The 20,319-nt window shown below is 72.7% G+C and carries 17 protein-coding genes; 14 read left to right on the top strand and 3 right to left on the bottom strand.

Translation table 11 applies throughout. From position 1 onward, the window contains the following. Positions 1-4 precede the first annotated feature (4 nt). The 5 genes from BLA60_RS42240 (at position 5) to BLA60_RS44585 (ending at position 4,717) form a co-directional block, all read left to right on the top strand. Positions 5-2,053 (top strand): eCIS core domain-containing protein, encoded by a 2,049-nt coding sequence (locus BLA60_RS42240; protein WP_154814441.1) that lies wholly within the window; start codon positions 5-7, stop codon positions 2,051-2,053. Positions 2,054-2,166: 113 nt separating this feature from the next. Then, the gene (locus tag BLA60_RS18515; protein ID WP_075134164.1) at positions 2,167-3,675 is read left to right on the top strand and encodes a phage tail sheath family protein; all 1,509 of its coding nucleotides are present in this window, start codon (positions 2,167-2,169) and stop codon (positions 3,673-3,675) included. Positions 3,676-3,687: 12 nt separating this feature from the next. Beyond that, a complete protein-coding gene (locus BLA60_RS18510; RefSeq protein ID WP_075134163.1) occupies positions 3,688-4,128 on the top strand; it encodes a phage tail protein in 441 nt (146 codons plus the stop codon). Further along, on the top strand, positions 4,125-4,562 hold the full coding sequence (locus BLA60_RS18505; RefSeq protein WP_075134162.1) for a hypothetical protein: 438 nt from the start codon (positions 4,125-4,127) through the stop codon (positions 4,560-4,562). The genes BLA60_RS18510 and BLA60_RS18505 overlap by 4 nt, the downstream gene beginning before the upstream one ends. Beyond that, positions 4,559-4,717 (top strand): DUF6760 family protein, encoded by a 159-nt coding sequence (locus BLA60_RS44585; RefSeq protein WP_170108401.1) that lies wholly within the window; start codon positions 4,559-4,561, stop codon positions 4,715-4,717. Before BLA60_RS18505 ends, BLA60_RS44585 begins: the two co-directional genes overlap by 4 nt. Before the next feature lie 170 nt (positions 4,718-4,887). Here BLA60_RS44585 and BLA60_RS43370 read toward each other — a convergent pair whose 3' ends face one another. Further along, entirely contained in the window at positions 4,888-6,129 is a 1,242-nt protein-coding gene (locus BLA60_RS43370) for a hypothetical protein (RefSeq protein WP_154814440.1), read from the bottom strand. A 1,882-nt stretch (positions 6,130-8,011) separates the two neighbouring features. On the opposite strand from BLA60_RS43370, the gene BLA60_RS18500 reads away from it, so the two are divergent. The 9 genes from BLA60_RS18500 to BLA60_RS18460 all read left to right on the top strand — a co-directional run bounded on the left by BLA60_RS18500 (position 8,012) and on the right by BLA60_RS18460 (position 15,869). Then, entirely contained in the window at positions 8,012-8,437 is a 426-nt protein-coding gene (locus BLA60_RS18500; protein ID WP_075134161.1) for a phage tail protein, read from the top strand. Next, complete coding sequence (locus tag BLA60_RS18495; protein WP_211288770.1) at positions 8,434-9,153, top strand: CIS tube protein; 720 nt, start codon at positions 8,434-8,436, stop codon at positions 9,151-9,153. The genes BLA60_RS18500 and BLA60_RS18495 overlap by 4 nt, the downstream gene beginning before the upstream one ends. Continuing rightward, a complete protein-coding gene (locus BLA60_RS18490; RefSeq protein WP_075134160.1) occupies positions 9,150-10,829 on the top strand; it encodes a VgrG-related protein in 1,680 nt (559 codons plus the stop codon). Before BLA60_RS18495 ends, BLA60_RS18490 begins: the two co-directional genes overlap by 4 nt. Before the next feature lie 13 nt (positions 10,830-10,842). Continuing rightward, the gene (locus tag BLA60_RS18485) at positions 10,843-11,157 is read left to right on the top strand and encodes a PAAR domain-containing protein (protein ID WP_075134159.1); all 315 of its coding nucleotides are present in this window, start codon (positions 10,843-10,845) and stop codon (positions 11,155-11,157) included. Next, a complete protein-coding gene (locus BLA60_RS18480; protein ID WP_075134158.1) occupies positions 11,154-11,567 on the top strand; it encodes a GPW/gp25 family protein in 414 nt (137 codons plus the stop codon). Before BLA60_RS18485 ends, BLA60_RS18480 begins: the two co-directional genes overlap by 4 nt. Further along, on the top strand, positions 11,567-13,498 hold the full coding sequence (locus BLA60_RS18475; protein WP_075134157.1) for a putative baseplate assembly protein: 1,932 nt from the start codon (positions 11,567-11,569) through the stop codon (positions 13,496-13,498). The genes BLA60_RS18480 and BLA60_RS18475 overlap by 1 nt, the downstream gene beginning before the upstream one ends. Beyond that, a complete protein-coding gene (locus BLA60_RS18470) occupies positions 13,495-14,028 on the top strand; it encodes a phage tail protein (RefSeq protein WP_075134156.1) in 534 nt (177 codons plus the stop codon). Before BLA60_RS18475 ends, BLA60_RS18470 begins: the two co-directional genes overlap by 4 nt. Positions 14,029-14,366: 338 nt before the next feature. Continuing rightward, positions 14,367-15,170 carry a zinc ribbon domain-containing protein gene (locus BLA60_RS18465; protein WP_154814439.1) on the top strand — a complete coding sequence of 268 codons (804 nt, stop codon included), beginning with the start codon at positions 14,367-14,369 and terminating at the stop codon, positions 15,168-15,170. A gap of 75 nt (positions 15,171-15,245) precedes the next feature. Beyond that, positions 15,246-15,869: a helix-turn-helix transcriptional regulator gene (locus BLA60_RS18460; protein WP_075134154.1), complete on the top strand. Its 624-nt coding sequence runs from the start codon at positions 15,246-15,248 to the stop codon at positions 15,867-15,869. Positions 15,870-15,876: 7 nt separating this feature from the next. Here the strand turns inward: BLA60_RS18460 and BLA60_RS46245 are convergent, their stop codons facing one another. Beyond that, on the bottom strand, positions 15,877-19,275 hold the full coding sequence (locus tag BLA60_RS46245) for an ATP-binding protein (RefSeq protein WP_075134153.1): 3,399 nt from the start codon (positions 19,273-19,275) through the stop codon (positions 15,877-15,879). A gap of 413 nt (positions 19,276-19,688) precedes the next feature. Next, positions 19,689-20,273 (bottom strand): DUF305 domain-containing protein, encoded by a 585-nt coding sequence (locus BLA60_RS18450; protein ID WP_075134152.1) that lies wholly within the window; start codon positions 20,271-20,273, stop codon positions 19,689-19,691. Between the last annotated feature and the right edge of the window lie 46 nt (positions 20,274-20,319).

Genomic DNA, 20,319 nt, shown 5'->3' with positions numbered 1-20,319 from the left:
CGCCATGCACGCACGGGAGGAACCGGAGCACGAACGGTCCGGCGCCACGGTGCGGCGGCCGGAGTCCGACACGGAGTCCTTGTCCCCCAGCGCGTTGCTCGGTCTGCAACGCAGCGCCGGGAACGCGGCGGTGTCCCGGCTGGTCGAGGAGGGTCGGACCGGACCGGCCGCCCACGACGTGCTGCGCACGCCGGGACGCCCGCTGGACCAGCCGGTCCGCTCGGAGATGGAAGCCCGGCTGGGCGCGGACTTCTCCGACGTGCGCCTGCACACCGACGGCGCGGCCCGTCGCTCGGCCGAGGAACTCGGCGCCCGCGCCTACACCTCGGGCAGCCACGTCGTGCTGGGCAGCGGCGGCGCGGACCAGCACACCCTGGCCCACGAGCTGACCCACGTCATCCAGCAGCGCCGCGGCCCGGTCAGCGGCGTCGACCGGGGCGACGGGCTGAGCGTGTCCGACCCGGCCGACGCGTTCGAACGGGCCGCCGAGGCCAACGCGCGCCGGGCCATGACCGGACCCACCCCGGCGGCGGCCCCGGAGCCCGAGACGCACCAGTCAGGCGACACCCGGGCCGTGCAACGGATGCCGCTGGCCGAGTTCACCCAGCACGTGTCCACCACGGCGGTCGCCGGCGACCCGGACTTCCTGACCTACTTCCAGATCCGCCGGGGCCGCGAGGACCCGGCGGCCGTGGTCGAGCACACCGGGCAGGAGCGGCTGCGCCGGCTCGTCGAGACCGACGACGTGACCACCGACCTGGTCGACCAGTACGTCACCGACTACCAGCGCGGCGCGCCGGGCACCCCGACACAGTCCACGATCCTGACCAACCCCAACGTCACCGGGCTGGAGGTCGAACTCGGCGAGGTCGTGCTGAACGTTCCCAGCGGCGCCGGCATCCGCAACGGCGTCCTGCTCGCCACCACCCCGACCACACCGCAACAGGATCCCACCCGCGGCCCCACCGAGGCGGGTCCGCCGGTGATGAAGCTGGAGGTCGAGGGCATGGACCGGCTCAACCCTCGGGGCGCCAGGCGGTTGCGGGCCAACGTCGAGATCATCTACGGCCCGCTGCCGGCGACCGACTACGCCGACGCGGCGCTCATCTCGGCCAGGCGCACACTCCGGGCGAGCCTCCAGGCCAGTGCGACCGGGCAACGGTCGCTGACCGATCTGATCAACAACTACAACAGCCGGTTGCGGGGCGCGGAACTGCGGTTCGAGCTGACGCCGACCCCGGAGGCCGGTCAGCTCACCAAGGGCGCGACGCCCCAGACCAACCCCAACACGCAGACCAACGTCTCCACCCCCTACGACAAGCTCGGCACGCCGGCTCCCGGGCAGCGAGACTTCGGCGGCTTCTTCGAGGACCGCCAGGACCAGCAGATGTTCGCGCGGGCACGCACCGAGGCCACCCGGCTGACCGGCCTGGTCAACACCAGCTGGGCCGAGCGCGACACCGGCGACGGGCTGACCGCCGGGGCGAGCACCACCGCGCTGCTGACCCACGTCCTGTTCCAGGAGGCCAAGTACCTGCGCCACAGCACGGTGGACCGCGCCGTCGAGAAACCCGGGGACAAGCACCACTTCCACGTGATGATCAAGGCCAGTCCACAGGACGCGATGATGTCGGTCATCCCCGACGACGACGCGAAACTGCTGCTCGGCTGGCTGAGCGGCAACCGGGCCCAGCCGCTGGCGACGGCCGCGCGGGACACCTTCCGGGCCACCGGCACCTCCAACCGGTCCGCGGCGGTCGACGCCGGGACCGTCTACGCCTATCTGGTCGAGGCGCTGGTCGCGCGGCTGGTCGCCGGCCGGCAGCTGCTGGAGGTGACCGGGCGGGAGTCGCGCGTGTTCGGCGAGGCGCGGGAGGTGGGTTCGGTGGGGCACTTCCACCCCCGGCCCAGCAACCGGCGTCCCATCACGGTCAACGGCCACCGGTACTACATCGTCGTCGAGCAGCGCTCGTCGGCGCACGCGCTCAACAAGAACACCGACACCGACGCCGCCGCGCACGCCAGGCGGATCGGCGATCTGCAACGACCGTGACGGGTGTCCTTCCGGGCACCCGCGTTGCCCGGGATCCGGGTCCGGCGGTCCTGTCGCCGCCCCCGCTCCCCGGGTGAGGCTGGAAGGGCACGAGCACACGCGAAGGAGCCAACATGCCGCAGTACCTGTCCCCAGGGGTGTACGTCGAGGAGGTCCAGTCCGGGGCGCGACCGATCGAGGGGGTCGGCACCGCGGTGGCCGCCTTCGTCGGCTTCGCCCAGCAGGGGCCCTTCCACCAACCGACCCTGGTGTCCAACTGGAACCAGTACGTGCAGAGCTTCGGTGGCTTCGTCGACGGCGCCTACCTGCCGCACGCGGTGTACGGCTACTTCGCCAACGGCGGCGGCGCGGCCTACATCGTGCGGGTCGGCGGCAGCTCCGAGCAGTCGGCGCCGGTGTCCGGGTCGCCGGTGCGCCTGGGCGGGTTGCGGGTCGCCGCGCTGCCGGGCGCCGGCCAGGACGTGTCGGTCGAGGTCGCCGACGCCGAGGGGGAGAACCCGCCGGACGACCGGTTCCGGCTGCTGGTGCGCCAGGGCGGCAAGGTCGTGGAGACCCACGACGTGTCGACCCGCAAGAACGTGAAGAACTACGTGGTCAACCAGGTGTCGGCGCAGTCGACGCTGGTCGAGATCACCGAGCAGGGCAGTGGGACGCTGGCCCGGCCGGACAAGCAGACGGTGAGCCTGCCGGCCGCCGGCGACACCCCGGCGCGGGTCGACGCCCAGGAGTACCTGGGTGACCCCGAGGCGCGGACCGGCTTCGGCGGTCTGGAAAGTGTCGACGAGATCACGATGGTGGCGGCGCCGGACCTGATGAGCGCCTACCAACGCGACCTGATCGACCTCACCGGCGTGAAGACCGTGCAGCTGGCGATGATCTCGCACTGCGAGCAGCTCGGCGACCGGGTGGCGGTGCTGGACACGCCGCCGGGGATGTCGGCCCAGCAGGTGCGGTCGTGGCGGATGGACGAGGCCGGCTACGACTCGCGCTACGCCGCGCTGTACTACCCGTGGATCTCGGTGTTCGACCCACTGGGCGGCCGGAACACGACCGTGCCGCCGTCCGGTCATATTGCCGGCGTGTGGGCACGCAACGACGTGGAGCGTGGTGTCCACAAGGCACCGGCCAACGAGGTGATCCGGGGCGCGGTCGACCTCGACTACGGGTTGAGCAAGGGCGAGCAGGACCTGCTGAACCCGATCGGGGTGAACTGTGTGCGGGCCTTCCCGGGGCGGGGCATCCGGATCTGGGGCGCGCGCACGCTGTCCTCGGACCCGGCGTGGCGGTACCTGAACGTGCGGCGGCTGTTCAACTTCCTGGAGGAGTCGATCCTCATCGGCACCCAGTGGGTGGTGTTCGAGCCGAACGACGACCGCCTGTGGTCGAGCATCCGGCGCAACATCGCGGCGTTCCTCACCGAGCAGTGGCGGCAGGGGGCGCTGTTCGGCCGCACCCCCGCCGAGGCGTTCTACGTCAAGTGCGACCGGGAGAACAACCCGCAGGAGTCGATCGACCTGGGCCAGGTGGTGTGTGAGATCGGGGTGTCGCCGGTCAAGCCCGCCGAGTTCGTGGTGTTCCGCCTGGCGCAGTTCTCCGACAGTACGAGTCTGGTCAGCGAGTAGGAAGGCGATTCGATGGCAGAAGGTGACGCCCTTGCCACCCATGTGTTCGGGGTGCAGCTCGGCGGGTTCATGGTCGAGTCCCTGCAGGAGATCAGCGGGCTGACCGTCGAGGAGGACGTGGTCGAGGTGTACCAGGTGTCCTCGACGGGCAAACCCATGCTGCGCAAGCAACCCGGCGCGCAGAAGGGTGGTGAGGTCACGCTGACGCGGGGGCTGGACCAGAGTTCGGAGTTCACCAAGTGGCTGACCGAGACCCTGGAGAAGGGCGCGGTGGCGTCGGCCAGGCAGAACATCACGATCGAGATCAAGGACACCGAGGGCAACTCGGTGCGGCGGATGCAGTTGATGAACGCGTGGGCGAGCAAGTGGGAGGGCCCGTCGCTCAAGGCCGGTGAGTCCGCGGCGGCCACGGAGAAGGTCACCCTCACGTTCGAGGAGATCAAGGTCGAATGAGGCGCCGAACGATCGCCCTGGACTCCCTGCTGGAATCCCGCCCCGAGGCGGCGGCCCCGTCCTACCGCACGGAGTTCGACTTCGAACTTCCCCGCGGCTACCTCGACGAGGACGGCACTGTTCACCGCACTGGCAAGATGCGCCTGGCAACGGCACGCGACGAGCTGCGTCCGCAGATCGACCTGCGGGTGAAGGAGAACCCCGGCTACCTGAGCGTGGTGCTCCTGAGCCAGGTGATCACCGAGCTGGGAACGGTGCCCGAGGTGCACGTCGGCGTGGTGGAACGCATGTACGCCACCGACATCGCCTTTCTCCAGGAGTTCTACCGACGGATCAACAGCGAGGGCCACACGAGGGCCGGGGTGTCCTGCCCGTCGTGCGGCGCGGCGTTCGAGATCGACATGGCGGGCGGTGGGCGCCTGGGGGAATCGTGACGTACGCGCCCGACCGGCTGCTCGAGGAGGTCGCGTACGTGGCCTACCACTTCCACTGGCAACGTTCGGAAATCCTCGACCTGGAACACCACGAACGCCAGCAGTGGGTGAAGGAGATCGCCCGAATCAACACGAGGGCCAACGAGGGAAGGTGATGGCGGATGTCCCTGTGGACCCGGTGGCAGTCTCGTCGGCGCCAGCCCACCCCCCAGCCGCCCTGGGACGGCGGCTGGCGCGCCGCCCCCACCCTCACCGGCGTCATCACCCCACCCCCGATGGTGTCCGACGGCCTCCGCTTCCGTTCGACCCTCACCTCCTGGTCAGATCACCGATTCGACACCCCCCTGGCCCACAACATCACCGCCGACGCCCCCTCAGGGGTGATGCACAACGTCGCGACTCCGGTAACTCCGCCTCCCGAACGCCGTTCCCGCCACCGGAAACCGTCTGACCCTGTCCTGAGCGGATCCGGCCGTGGTCCGTCGGTGGGCTCCTCGACCGGAGCGCTGCGCGGACCAACGGTCGGCTCCTCGACCAGGGCGGGGGAGAGCGGCTCACCGACCACAACACCGTCCGTGCAACGAACTACGAACCACAAGCCGTCGACCACGACAACGGGATCGCCCACCACGGCCACGGTCACCACACCCGGTGGGCCCACCACGCCAGCCGGCCCGGCCGGGCCTGTCGTGTCCACCGGGTCCGCCGGGCTCGTCGCACCCGCCGATGTCGGCGGACCTGTCCCGCCGGTCGGGCGTTCCGTCGCTGCCGGCCCTACCGACCTCGTCACGCCAGCAGGGTTCACCACCAGGCCCGGCGTGCCCGCCGCGTCAGACAGGGCGGACGTGTCCGGCAAGCGGGGCGCGCCTGGCGGGCGTGCTCCGGTTGGCGTGCCGGTCGTGTCCGGCGCATCGACCTGGCCTACCAAGGTTGTCGCGCGGGCTGAGGCGATCACGCCCGCCAAGCCTGGCATGCCCGCCGCGTCAGACAAGGTGGACGTGTCCGGCAAGCGGGGCGTGTCCGACGGGTCATCTGCCGGGCGTGCTCCGGTTGGTGTGCCCGGCGCACCGACCCGGCCTGCCGAGGTTGTCGCGCGCGCCGAGGCGACCGAGCCCGCACCCGACGGGCTCGATGCGCCCAGCGCGCCAACGAAGCCCGCCGGGCGTGCTCCGGTTGGCATGCCTGTCGCGTCCGGCGCACCGGCCCGGCCTGCCGTGGTCGTCGCGCGGGCTGCGGCGACCGCGCCCGCCAAGCCCGCCGCACCAGACGGGCTCGATGCGTCCAGCGAGCGAGCCGCACCCGACAGGTCGTCCGCGCCAACCAAGCCCACCGGGTCCGCGGCCGCTGATGTGCTCCCCGTGTTCACCGCCCCCGACAGGCACGCCCGGCCCACCACACCCACCGAGCCAATGAGGCCCGCCGCGCCCGCCATGCCCACCGCGCCCGCCGCGCCCGCCATCCCCACCGCGTCAGCCATGCCCGCCGCGTCAGCCATGCCCGCCGCGTCAGCCATGCCCGCCGCGTCAGCCATGCCCGCCGCGTCGGCCAGGTCGGATGGGCTGGTCATGCCCGCCCCGCCAACCACGTTCGGCGGGCCTGCCGTATCCGCCGCGCCAACCACAGCTGATCCACCTGCCGCGTCAGCCACCGCCGGGCCTGTCATGCCCGTCGCGCCGACCAGGTCCGGAGGGCCTTCCGCGTCAGCTGGGCGTGACGGTTCTGCCGTGTCCGCCGTGCAGCGCGGGTCCGTCGGGTCTGCTGCGCCAGCCGGGCGTGACGGTTCTGCCGTGTCCGCCGTGCAGCGTGGGCTCGACGGGTTTGCCGCGCCAGCTGGACGTGACGGTTCTGTCGTGCCCGTCGTGCAGCGTGGGCTCGACGGGTCTGCCGCGTCAGCCGGGCGTGACGGTTCTGCTGTGCCTGTCGTGCAGCGCGGGCTCGACGGGCTTGCCGAGCCAGCCGGGCGTGCCCCCGCTGACCTGCCTGTCGCGCCCAGCGCACCAGCCAACCTCATCGCGCGAGCGGCGGCCACCACGTCCGACACGTCCATGGGGCGCGCCGAACCCGCCGGGCCAGGCACGCCCGTCGGACACGCAGCGCCCGACCTGTCCACCGCATCAACCAAGCCCACCGGGCCTGCCCCGCCAGTCAGGCTCGCCGCCGCGGACCTGCTCGCCGCGCACGACATTCCCGGAACTCCCACCAGCACCGCCACACCTCCAGCCGGGTCCACCGGCCGCGGTGCGCCGGCCATGCCGGTCAGGCCGGCCGGATCCACCCCCGTCCAGCGCGCGACACGTGCCGGACCGGACACCTCCGCCACACCAGGTGCGTCCGCGGCCTCCGCCAACCCGCCGATGTCCGTCCCGCGCGCCCCCCTCACGTCCGTCGAGCCGGTCACACCGGGTGCGTCCGGAACCCCCGGCCCCCCGGGCACCATGCCGCTGTCACCGGCGACCCACCCGGACCTCCCCCCAACGGCGACCTCGCCGAGAGCACCCGTGCGCCAGGTGGGCCCACCCCTGACCGTCGCTCGAACGGCGTCGAACCCGATCGGGCAACGGCCGCCCGCCGGCGCCGCACCGGGGCGACACCGTGCGCCCACCAGGTCCACCCGCGACACCGCCGCCGTACTCGGCCAGCCACTCACCGAGATGCCACCGACAGCCAGGCCGCCTTCCGACCAGGCGAGCCCACCCACCATCAGCCCGACCCCACGACGTCAGGGAGCCGCGACCCCACCACAGAACATCCCCACCCGACGCCAAGTCCGCTCGCCTCTGGTCGCGACCCCACTGAACACCGTCGCACCCACCCGCACCCCGCACCTCCCGCTGCTGGGCGGCAATCCCCTCACCACCCACCTCACCACCGTGACCGCCCGCCACGAGCCCGCGCCCGTCGTCCAACGCGCCCCGAAACGCCCCACCCCACCGGACCTCCCCCACGCCAGACCCGCGAAACCCCCACAACCCCCCACACCCTCACCCCCACCACCCGGCCCCCCAACCACTCCCACCGTCCAACGCCGCACCACCACCAAACCCCCCAACGCCAACCGCGACCTCGACGACCTCGCCCGCCGCCTCCTGGAACCCGTGGCCCGCCTCCTGCGCGCCGAACTACGCCACGGCCGCGAACGCTCCGGCCGCCTCCACGACCGCCGCCGCTGACCCCACCCCACCGACCACCACCCTGGTCTCGACCACCGACCTCGACCGTTGACCGGACCACCGCCCCGCTGTCTCCACACGACAAACCGCCGGACTCGACACCGCCGGGCCTGACAACCGCCGGGCCTGACAACTGCCGGGCTCGACACCGCTGGACCCGACACCGCCGGGCTCGACACCGCCGGGCCCGACAACCGCCGGACCCGACACCGCCGGGCCGGGCCCGGCCCGCTACCCGCCCATCCACCATCCGATCGAACCGACTGCCGAGGAGGCATTGTGGTTGACACCGTCTTCGCGAGCAGCGTGTTCTTCCAGCTGTCCATCGCCGGTAACAGTCTTGGGGCGTTCCACACGTGTGACGGGCTCGGGGCCCAGATCGAGGTCGAGCAGTTCACCGAGGGCGGCAACAACGAGTTCACCTGGCAGTTGCCCTCCCGCATCACCTGGTCGAACGTCACGATGACGCGGCCGGTCACCTCGGACTCGGGCAAGATCCTCACCTGGTTCAACGAGATCATGCGGCAGGCCACCCGCAAGGACGGGGAGATCGTCGCTCTCGCCCCCGATCTGAGTCCGATCGTGCGGTGGCAGGTGTTGGGCATCGTCCCGATCCGGTGGCAGGGGCCGACGTTCGATCCGGGGCAGTCGAAGGTCGCGGTGGAGACGTTGGAGTTCGCGCACGAGGGGATCCAGGCGTCGTGACGGGGAGATCCGGTTCCAGTCTGGTGAAGGCGCGGCTGGTGATCATGGAGCCACCCGCGTCGGTCGGGGCCAAGCCGGGCGGGCGGTTGGGCACGGTCCAGTTCCAGTTCAACCCCAGTACGCTCTCGCTGTCCAAGAGCACCGAGTGGCGGCGCAAACCCGCCCGCATGGCCGGGCAGGCCTCGTTGCCGGAGTTCGTCGGCAGTGGACCCCGGACGCTGTCGGTCGACGTCTTCCTGGACGCCACGGCGACGCACGACAACTCCGTCGAGCAGCGGGTCGAGAGCCTGCTGAAGGCCTGTGTGCCCACCAAGAAGAGCATCGGGCGCAAGAAGCCGGCCAGCCCCTGGGTCCGGTTCGAGTGGGGGACCGCGCGGTCGGTGTCCTTTGACGGCGTCCTGTCCAGTCTGTCGGTGGACTACGCGTTGTTCGACGTCGACGGCAAACCGCTGCGCGCCACCTGCTCACTGTCCATCGAGGAAGCCGGGGTGGACACTCCCGGCCAGAACCCGACCTCGGGCAGCCGCGAGGCCCGGCGCACCCACCGCGTCGTCGCGGGCGACAGCCTGCCGCAGCTGGCGTGGCGGGAGTACGGGGACGCCACCGAGTGGCGGGTCATCGCCGAGGCCAACGACATCGACGACCCGATGGTGCTCACACCGGGCACCGAACTGCTGGTCCCCGCCATGGGCGGCACATCCGAGGAGGTCCGGTGACCGGGGGACGTTCGCACGCGGTCAGCGTGGTGGTCGCGGCCACCGGGCTCGACCAGCCGCCGTGGGTGGAGAAGCTGCGCAGCTGTGTCGTGGAGGAGAGCGTCGACCTGCCGGACACGGCCGTGCTGGTCTACGAGGACGGCGACCGCGAGCTGCTCGCCAGGACCGGTATCACCATCGGCAGCCCGGTGACCGTGTCGGTGGCGGTGACCAGGACCCAGGCCACCGAACGCCTGTTCCGGGGCGAGGTCACCGCCCTGGAGATGGACGTGGACGGCACCGGCGCGTACACGGTGGTGCGGGCGATGAGCAAGGCGCACCGCCTGTTCCGGGGCCGCCGGGTGGCCGCGTTCACCAGCATGACCGCCGCCGACGTGGTCCGCAGGGTCGCCAGGAACGCGGGGCTGACCGCCGGCCGGATCGACGCCGCGCGCATCACCTACCAGCACCTCACCCAGCCCGGGGTGTCCGACTGGGATTTCCTGCAGACCCTGGCCCGTGAGCACGGCGCCGTGGTGAGCGTCGACGACCAGGGGCGCCTCGACTTCACCAGGCTCGCCCCGGCGTCGGGTGCTCCCGCGCCGACCACCTCGGCCGCCACCAACCCGTACGTGCTGGAGTTCGGCGCGAACCTGATGGCGCTGCGGGTCGCGTTGAGCAGCGCGGAGCTGGCCGGCGGGGTGGAGGTGCGCGGCTGGGATCCCGTGCGGAAACAGAAGATCGCCGCCGTGCGCAAGAACGTCCGGAGCAAGACGGTCCTGCCTGGGCTGACGGTGGGTGAGGCCGGCGCGGCGGTCGGCACCAAGACGCCGCTGCTGGTGACCGGCACCCCCTACACGACCCAGGCGCAGGCCGACGCGGCCGCCGACGCGCTGGTCGAGTCGATCGGCGCCGGCTACGGCGAGCTGGAGGCGGTGGTCGAGGGCAACGCGAAGCTGCGGGCCGGGGTCCCGATCGCGCTGGGCAACGCCGGGCCGGCGTTCTCCGGCCGCTACACCGCCACGGCCGTCACCCACTCCCTCGACCCCGACTCCGGCTACCGGACGACGGTGCTGGTCAGCGCGTCGCACGACCGGTCGCTGGCGGGGCTGACCGCGTCGGCCGGCCAGGCCCAGATGCCCGGCCTGGCCATCGGGATCGTCACCAACATCAAGGAGGCCAGCGGCGAACACGGCTGGGTGAAGCTGCGCTTCCCCTGGCTGGACGAGACCTACGAGACCGACTGGGTCCGCACCGTGCAGTTCGGCGGCGCCCGGGGCGGCGGGGTGCTCAGTCCCGAGGTCAACGACGAGGTCCTGGTCGGGTTCGAGCTCGGCAGCCTGGACCGCCCCTACGTCCTGGGCGGGCTCTACAACGGACAGGACCAGCCCTCGCCGCACGACCAGCCGCTCGTCGACGGGACCAGCGGTCGGGTCAACCGGCGAACCCTGGTGTCCCCCAAGGGAAACCGGGTCGAGCTGTTGGACGGCACGCGCAGGTCGGGGGTGCGGGTCGCGTCCGGGGACGAGCGGCTGGAGGTGGTGCTCGACGAGCGGGCCAAGAGCCTGCGGCTGGTGATGCGCGGCCCCGGCGGCCGGATGGAGACCGGGTCGATCACGCTCGACGCCACCGGCATCACCCTGGACGCCAAGACCGGTGTGGTGCAGATCAAGGGTCAGCTGATCCGGCTCAACTGAAAGGAGACGGGCGATGCCACTCGCTGCCCGGTTGGGTGACAAGACCTCGCACGGCGGAGCGCTCGGCCCGCCGCCGCCCCCGCTGGCGGTCCGGGTGGCGACCGTGCTGATCGAGGGTCTGCCGGCGGCCGTCGTCGGCAGTGTGCACGTGTGCGTCAAGCCGCCGGATCCGCTGCTCGGACCGTCCAATGTGGTCCTGCCGAGGATCGGGCCGCCGCACCGGGTGCTGATCGCCGGGGTTCCGGCGGCGACGGTCGGCGACCGAACCGTCTGTCAGGCCACGATTCTGCTCGGTGCGCGGACCGTCCTCATCGGAGGTCCGCTGTGAGCAACGCCGACTTCATCGGCCGGGGCTGGGGTTTCCCGCTCGGCGTCGGGCCGACCGGCGGCATCGGGATGGTCGAGCGGGAGCAGGAGATCTCCGAGGCCATCCGGCTGGTGCTCGGGACCGCGCCGGGCGAACGTCCGATGCGCCCGGAGTTCGGTTGCGGTATCCACGAGCTGGTGTTCGCCGCCGCCGACCACGCCACGGCCGGTGACATCGCCCGCGAGGTGCGCTCGGCGCTGGACCGGTGGGAGCCGAGGATCGAGACCACCGACGTGGTGGTGGCGTTCGACTCGGTGGAGGCCGGCTGCGTCTACATCGAGGTGCGCTTCACCATCCGGTCGACCAACGACCAGCGCAACCTGGTCTTTCCCTTCTACACCATCCCGTCCGAGGAAGCAGAGGCGAGCTGATGGCCCTGCCAGCGCCCAACCTCGACGACCGCCGCTTCCAGCAGCTGGTCGACGAGGCCAAGCGATACGTCCAACAGAGCTGTCCTGAGTGGACGGATCACAACGTGTCCGACCCGGGCGTGACGCTGATCGAGACCTTCGCCCACATGGTCGACCAGCTCGTCTACCGGCTCAACCGGGTGCCGGAGAAGAACTACCTGGCGTTCCTGGACCTGCTGGGGGTGCGGCTGTTCCCGCCGAACGCGGCCCGCAGCGCGGTCACCTTCCTGCTGTCGGCTCCCCAGCAGGAGACCGTTCAGGTGCCCACCGGCACCGAGGTCGCCACCGAGGCCGCCGACAACGCCGAGCCGGTGGTGTTCGCGACCACCGAGGCGCTGCCGATCGTGCCGTGTTCGCTGTCCTGGCTGGTGACCGCCACGGCGGCCGGTGAGTACACCGACCGCAGCCGCGACCTCGCCGAGGGCCGCGACGTCCCGTGCTTCCAGTCGACGCCCGCCCCCGGCGACGCGACCCTGTTCGGTCTGTCGACGCCGGTGCCGCGCTGCGTGGTGGTGCTGCGGCTGGACAGCCAGGTCGAGGGTGTCGGCGTGGACCCCCGTCAGCCGCCGCTGGTGTGGGAGGCGTGGGACGGGCAGGACTGGGTCGGCTGCGTCACCGACCGGGACACCACCGGCGGTCTGAACCGGCCGGGGGAGGTGGTGGTGCACGTACCGGCCGGGCACACCGCGTCGGCGATCGCCCGCCACCGCGCCGGCTGGCTGCGTTGCCGGGTGACCGAACCCGTTGCCGGGCAACCGTTCTACTCCGAGTCGCCGACCGTGCGGGAGGCCGAGGCGTTCACCGTTGGCGGCACGACGGCCGCCGAGCACGCCCAGGTGGCGACCGACGTGCCGGTCGGCGAGTCGGCCGGGGTGCCCGGCCAGCGGTTCCGGCTGCCGGAGGCGCCGGTGCTGCTCGACGCCGAGCCGGTGGTCGTCGAGGTGTCCTCGCCGGAGGGCTGGCAGCGCTGGGACGTGGTGGCGGACTTCGGTGGGTCGGGGCCGGCGGACCGGCACGTCGTGCTGGACGCGAGTGGCGGGGAGGTGTGGTTCCCGCCGGCCGTGCGGGACGCGGACGGGACGCTGCGCCGGTACGGGGCGGTGCCGGCGAAGGGCGCGGCCATCCGGATTCCCCGCTGCCGCACCGGCGGTGGCCGGTCCGGCAACGTCGCCCGAGGGGCGATCTCGGTCCTGCGCAGCTCGGTGCCGTACGTGGCGGAGGTGGTGAACCGCGAGGCGGCGACCGGCGGGGTGGACGCGGAGACGGTCGCCGAGGCGAAGGTACGTGTGCCCAACCAGCTGCGGGTGCAGGAACGGGCGGTGACCGCCGGTGACCACGAGCTGATCGTCAGGCGGGCGGTGCCGTCCCTGGCCCGGGTGCGGTGCCTGCCGGAGCCCGGCGGCGCACGGGTGCTGGTGGTGCCCGACGCCGTCGCCGACACCGGCGACCGGCTGCGGTTCGAGCAGCTGGAGCCCGCCCCGGAGGTGCTGGCGACGGTCGCCGAGCAGCTGGACCGGCGTCGCCTGCTGGGCACGCGGCTGGTGGTGGAGCCGCCGCGCTACCAGGGCGTGACCGTGGTCGCGCGGCTCGTCGCGCCGGAGCCGTCGGCGACGCGGGTGCGGGAGCGGGCGCTCGACGAGCTGTACCGGTATCTCAACCCGCTGCGCGGCGGGCCGTCGGGGGACGGGTGGGAGTTCGGGCGGCCCGTGCAGTTCGGTGAGATCTTCTCGGTGCTGCAACGGGTTCCGGACGTGGCGCTGGTGGCGGAGGTAAGGCTGTTCCCGGCCAACCCGCTGACCGGCGAGCGCGGCGCGCCGGTGGAGCGGCTGGAGATGGCGCCCAACGCGTTGGTGTTCTCCCACCAGCACCAGGTCGCGGTCGGTGAGCGATGAGGGGCGCCGTGCCGGGCCTGCCCAGCCGGCACCCACTGGGCGAGATGCTGCCGGCGATGTACGCGACGGACGGGTTCGCCCTGCGCTTCACCACCGGCCTGGACGCGGTCCTGTCCTCCTTGCTGTCCACAATGGACAATTTACCGGCCTATCTTGACCCGACACTGGCCCCCGAGGACTTCCTCGACTGGCTGGCGACCTGGGTGTCGGCCGAACTGGACCCGGCGTGGCCGGCGCCCCTACGGCGCGCGGTGGTCGGCCGGGCGATAGCCCTGCACCGGCAGCGCGGAACCGCCGCCGGCCTGGTCGAACGGCTGTCGCTGTCGCTGAACCTGCCGGCCTCGGTGGTGGACGGGCCGGGGGTGCGCTGGTCGACCACTCCGGACACGGCGCTGCCGGACACCCCGGCGGACCCGGTGGTGGTGCGGGTCCGGGGGCCGGCCGACCGCGCCAGGGTCGAGGCCGTGGTGGCCTCGGTGTGCCCGGTACACGTGACCTGCGTGGTCGAGATCGAGGACGGCCAGCCATGACCACCTGCCCGCAGTGCGGCACCCGCGTCACCACCAACGACGACTTCTGCGGCAACTGCGGCAACTACCTCGGCTGGGGCTCGGCGCCCACGCCGGAAACCCCACCCCCGACAGAACCTCCGAACCCGGCCGGCGGGTCGGGGGAAGAACGTTGGGTGGGTGGTTCGGCCGCTGGTTCGACCGGGCGGTCAGGTCCGGCTGGTGGTGCAACCGCCGGGTGGGCGGGGTCGGGGGACGCTGGCCGGTCTGGTGGCCGGGCGGATCACTCGACGGGCGGCTCGTCCGCTGGGCGGTCGGGTCCGTCCGGCGGGGTGGGGGGATCCTCGTCCACCGGTCCGGTGTCGCCCTCGGATTCGGGGGAGGGTGGCGCGGGGCGGGAGGACGAGTTCGGGCCGGTGCTGCCCGGTCGTCCGCAGGCCCGGCGGCCACTGCCCTCCGCCGCCGAGGAGGTTGAGGTTGTCGGGCCGGCGTGTCCGGTGTGTGGGACGGCGAACCCGCCGGACCGGAAGTTCTGCCGGCGGTGCGCCACACCGCTGCACCCGGTCGTCGACCGGCCGGGCACGACCCGGCGCCGTCGGTGGCGGTGGCGCGGGGATCGGTCGCGCTGGCTGCGGCGGCTGGTCGCGCTGGTCGTGGTGGTGCTGGTGGTCGTGGCGGCGGTGGTGTTCTTCCCGCAGGCCACGGCCCTGTGGGAGGACCTGCGCGACCGGCTCGCCACCCCGGCGCCGATGGCCGTCGACGGCGTGACGGCCAGCGCGTCGGTGCCGCAACACCCGGCCAGCGGCGCGGTCGACGCGCTGACCAACCGCTACTGGGGCACCACCGGCCGCGGCCAGTCGATCGACTTCACCTTCGCCGAGCCGTTCCGGTTGTTGTCGGTCGTGGTGCACACCGGGGCGTCGACCGAGGAGGACGTGTTCGCCTCGCAGGCGCGGCCCTCGGCGCTGGACATGGTCGTCACCAGCGAGGACGGCCAGACCCGCACGATCCCGATCACCCTCGCCGACGACCCCGGGCCGCAGACCACCGACACCGGGATCAGCGACGTCGTCCGCATCAGCCTGGTCGTGCGGGCCGTCGCCGGTGCGGCCCCGGGACGGCACGTCGCACTCGGGGAGGTCGAGTTCTTCCGCCGGCCCTGAGCCGCCATGAAGAATCCGTGAAGCGTGCCGGCGCAGACTCGGGGGACGGGGGAACGAACGCCGGGGAGGACACAGGTGGAACAGCACGTCCGGGTCGCCGTGCACGCCGGGGACGACCTCAGCCTGACCGGTCTCACCAGCTATCTGGCCCACCGCCCCGACATCACCGTCGTGCCGGCCTGCGACCGGGCGCGGGCCGACGTGGTGGTGATGGCCCTGCCCGGCCTCACCGCCGACGCCGTCACCTGCCTGCGCGAGGCGGCCGACGCATCACCCGTCCCGGTCGTCCTGATCCTCGATCACCTCGGCGACGCCGACGCGCTGACCGTCGCCGAGTGCCGGATCGTCGCCGTCCTCGCCCGGGCGACGGTGACCGGCGACCGGGTCCTGCGCAGCGTGCTCGCCGCGGCGGCCGGCGGCGGGTTGATGCCCCCGAACCTGGTCGCCGAACTGCTCGAACACGTCCGGCGACTGCGTGCGGAACTGGCGGCGCCGTTGTCGGAGAGCGGTCGGCTGACGGCCAGGGAGATCGATGTCCTGCGGCTGATGGCCGACGGGCTGGACACGGCTGAGATCGCGAGCATGCTGTCGTACTCGGAGCGGGCGATCAAGAACGTGTTCTACGGGATCACCGGTCGTCTCGGGTTGCGTAATCGGCCCCATGCCGTCGCATACGCGTTGCGCCGGGGGATGATCTGAGTCCGCCTCAGCCGAGCAGGCGGTCGTGGGCTCGGCGGACGTCCCAGGCGGCGCCCAGCGTCCGGTAGCGGTCCACGGCCAGCGTCACCGTCCTGGCCGCCTCCTCCCGCCTGCCGGCGCGGTGCAGCAGCACGGCCTGGTCCTCCTCGGTCTGGGCCAGTTCGTGGAGGCGGCCGACGGACCGGTAGTGGTCGATCACCGGCCGCAGTCGGTCAGGGTCACCGGCCAGCATCGCTCGGCACCGCGCTGCCGCCGCGGCGGCCCGCGCCGGGGTCGGTTCCGACTCGGCCTCCGCGTCGCAGGCCGCGACGGCCGCCCGGGCGGTGGGGCGGTCACCGTGTTCGAGCGCCATGCGGACCAGGTCGGGCAGCCACTGGTGGCGCAGCATCATCAGGGCGTGCCGGCTGTCCAGAATCGTGCCGAGTACGTCGATCGCCGCGGTGAGGTTGTCGGTGCGCCAGTGGGCGGCGGCCCGCGCGGCCAGCAGGAAGTCGCAGTTCTCGCGGTCGGCGGCGGTGGCCATCGGCAGTGACTGGCCGGCGTCGAGGTAGGTGGTGAGGGCCGACTGGTCGTCGCGGTGGGCCGCCACGAGGGCGGCCACGCCGTACAGGAGCAGTTGCGGGCCACCGCCTTCGCGCAGGCCGAAGCCGGTGAACCGGCGGTCGCGCAGGACCGAGTCGATGCCGGCCATCGCCTCGTCCCAGCGGCCCAGCCAGAAGTGGTGGACCGCGCCGGCGACCCGTAACCCGGCCGACGGGTGGCTCTCGCCGGCGATCTCCAGGGCCAGGCGCAGGTCCGCGCCGGCCTCGTCGAGCCGGTCGAGGCACTGCAGGGTGAACATCCGGTTGTCCAGCAGCACCAGGCGAAGATCGGTCAGCCCGAGGTCGGTGCCGACGACCGCCATCGCCCGGTCGAGATGACCGACCGCCCCCAGATAGTCCCGCCGCACCGCCTCCACCTGCCACAGGATCTCCAGCGCCTGACCCACCGCGAACGGGTCACTGGCCCGCTCACCCAGCTCGACGGCCCGCCGCGCGGTGTCCGCCGCGACCTCCAGCTCACCCAGACCGGCCCGCTGCACCAACGCCAGCAGCGCGGTCAGCCTGGCCCGCCACGCGTCGGGCACCATCGGGTCGGCCAGCGCGTCCACACACGCCTCCCGTGCTTGTTCCGCCCGCGACGCGCGGTACGGGACGTAGGCGAGGATCCAGCGGATCTTGGCCACCAGCGCCGGATCCGACAGTGACGGCAGCGCCTGCCGCGCGTTGTCCTCCGCCTCGCCGTCCCGGCCGATCCGGAACAGCACCCCGGCCAGCTGCGCGCGCAAGGTCGCCAGCGCCGAGTCGTCCCGGTCGCCCGAGCGCAGCGCCCGGTGCAGCAGCTCACCGGCGACCAGCGGCGCGCGGTAGGTCAACAGCGGCACGGCGGCCACCAGCCACCGCGCGACCCACGGCGCGCACCGTTCACCGGCGGCCAGCAACTGCCCGGCGACCTGGTCGACCGGCGCACCCGCGTGGGCCAGCGCGCCCGCCGCCTGGCGGTGCAGCTCGTCGCGGACGGACGCCGCCATCCCCTCGTAGAGGGCCTGGCGGATCACCGGGTGGCGGAAGACCAGCCGTCCACCGGCGTCGCGCAGCACGTTGGTGGTGATCGCCTCGTCGAACGGGCCGACCAGCTCCGACACCGGGCGGCCGAGCACCACCGACAGGTCGGCGACGGTGAACTCGACCCCGAGCAGCGCCGCCGTGCGCAGCACCTCCAGCGCGGTGGCCGACAGGTAGCGCAGCCGCCCGGTGATCGCCGAGACCAGCGAGACCGGCGCCCGCTCGACCCACTCCGGCGCGACCTCGGCCTCGCTGCGGCCCACCGACACCGCCCGGTCGCGGACCAGGGCGTCGGTGATTTCCCTGACGTACAAGGGGTTTCCGCCGGCGCGGGCGGTGACAACGCGTAGCCGGGGGCCGGGTGGGGCGCCGACGAGGTTGTTCACCAGCGTCACCACGGTGGACTCGGCCAGCGGTTCGAGGTCGGCGACGACCCCGTTGCCGGCGGCGACGTCCTGGCGCAGCCGCAGCAGGTCGGAGCGCTGCGGCGCCGGGCGGGTCGCACCGATCAGCAGCAGCGGGTGGCGGGCGGTCTGCCCGGCGAGGCGGTGCCAGACCATCAGGCTGGCCTCGTCCGACCAGTGCAGGTCGTCCAGCGCGAGCACCAGCGGCCCGTCCCGGCACAGCGCCCTGACCAGGGCCATCACCTGGTCGATGGCGGCGGTGCCGATCGTCCCCTCGGGGACGATCGGGCGGCCGGACCGGTCGTCGTGCAGGGCGGCGGCGATGGCGGCGCGGCGCGGGTCGGGCGAGTCGGCGGTCACGGCGAGGCTGTCGAGCACCAGGTGCAGCGGGAACCGTTGCGCGAGTTCGTCGGCGGCCGCGTGCGCGGTGCGGGCACCGGCGCGTTCGGCCAGCGCCAACGCGGCCGCGACCAGCGAGGACTTGCCGATCCCCAGCTCGCCCTCGATCCACAGGCACCGCCCGCGTCCGCCGAGGACGAGTTCGTTGACCAGCGTGCCGACCAGCTCCAGCTCGGCGGCGCGGCCGACGAGCGTGGGGGTGGCGCGGCCGGGTCCCGGGCGCGCGGGGGCGGGGGCGAGGTCACCGGCCAGGATCAGGTCGTGCAGCCGCCGCAGCGACGGGTTCGGCTCGATGCCCAGTTCGGCGACGAGCACCTCACGGGTCTCGCGGTAGGTCGCCAGCGCCTCCGCGGTGCGCCCGCACCGGTGCAGCGCCATCATCAGCAGTTCCCTGGGCCGTTCCCGCAGCGGGTGGTCGCGCACCATCAGCGTCAGCTCGGCCACCAGGTCGGCGTGCCGGCCGGCGGCCAGCCCGGCCTCGGCCCGCATCTCCATCGCCGCGAGCCGGTGTTCGCCGAGCCGGGCCCGCTGGGCCTCGGCGAACGGGCCGTGCACGCCGGCGAGGGCCTCGCCGTGCCACAGGGCGAGCGCCTCGTCGAGGGTGCGCAGCGCGGCGTGCACCTGACCGTCGTCGAGCTGGCGGCGGGCGACCGCACGCAGCCGGGCGAACTCGACGACGTCCAGCTGCCGGGGGACGACCTGGAGCCGGTAGCCGCCGCCGACGGAGACCAGCAGGCGGGGGGCGGTGCCGCGCGCCCGGCTCGGTTCGAGGGACTTGCGCAGGGTGGAGATGTAGGTGTGCAGGCTGCCGGCGGCGGTGGCCGGCGGGTCGTCACCCCACACGCCGTCGATCAGTTCGGAGCGGGAGACCACCGCGTCGCGGCGCAGCGCGAGCATGGTGAACACCGCGCGCGGCCGGGACGAGCCCAGCGCCACCTCGTGTTCGCCCGACCAGGCCCGCACCGGGCCGAGCAGTTCGACCCGAAGTTCTGCCGTCATGTCCTGCCTCCACGCCACGTCGTGTCCCGGGCTCGAGCCTGTGGGGGACTAAACGGTCGCGGACGCCGGTACTGCGGGGAGAGACCACACAAGAATGATCGGGCACGAAACCTCCACCGTGGATACGGCGAACGGCTAATTCCGTGCCGGAACGGGTATTTCCGCTTTGCGCCGGGGCCGGATCCGTGTGGTTCGACAGGGTTTCTCGTGGTTGCGGCGCTGGCAAGAAATGTTTCCGTCCCGCGTGGAGCTGGCTTTCGCCGGTCACGCGGAAGCCGGGCGGCTGTGACCGAGGACACGTTCCGGTGTCTCGTTCCACATTCTGGACACCGCCACCGGCACCGGTTCCGGCGTGACCCTGTTGATCGTCCACTGTGGACGGATCCCGCGTGCTGGCACGCGGGACCCGGTTCTCACAGCGTCAGCCCGCGCATCTCGACGATCTCCGCCTGCTGGGCGTCGATGATCCGCTGGGCCAGTTCCTTCGCCTCGGCGTTGGCGCCGCCGGAGAGCTGCGCGGTCGCCATGGCGACCGCGCCCTCGTGGTGGCGGATCATCAGCCGCACCCAGGTGCGGTCGAAGTCCGGCCCGGTGGCGGTCTCCAGCTGGCCCATCTCCTCGTCGGTCATCATGCCCTCGTGGGACATGTCGCCGTGGTCCATTCCGGACTCGGCGGGGGCACCCCAGCGTTCGAGCAGCCCGGTGAGCTGCTCGATCTCGGGGTCCTGGGCGTCCTGGACGCGGCCGGCGAGGTCCTTCACCTCGGCGCTGGTCGCCCGTTCGGCGGCGAGCAGCGCCATGTCGATCGCCTGCTGGTGGTGGGGGATCATCCCCTGGGCGAAGGCGATGTCCTGGTCGTTGCGGTCGGCCTGGTTGGCTCCGGCGGTGGTGGCCGGCGCGGAGATCTCGCCCGGCTGGTGGGTGGCGTCGGTGTCGCCGCAGCCGGCGACGAGCGCGGCGATCGCGGCCGCGCCGATACCCCACAGGTACTTCCTCATGAAATCCTCTTCGGTGTGTGTCTGGCCTACGGTCACTGGAAAGGCA

The organism is Actinophytocola xinjiangensis, assembly GCF_001921215.1.
GTDB classification, from domain to species: Bacteria; Actinomycetota; Actinomycetes; order Mycobacteriales; family Pseudonocardiaceae; genus Actinophytocola; species Actinophytocola xinjiangensis.
The sequence above is the reverse complement of the archived record's forward strand: the minus strand, read 5'-3'. Positions and strand labels throughout refer to the sequence as shown.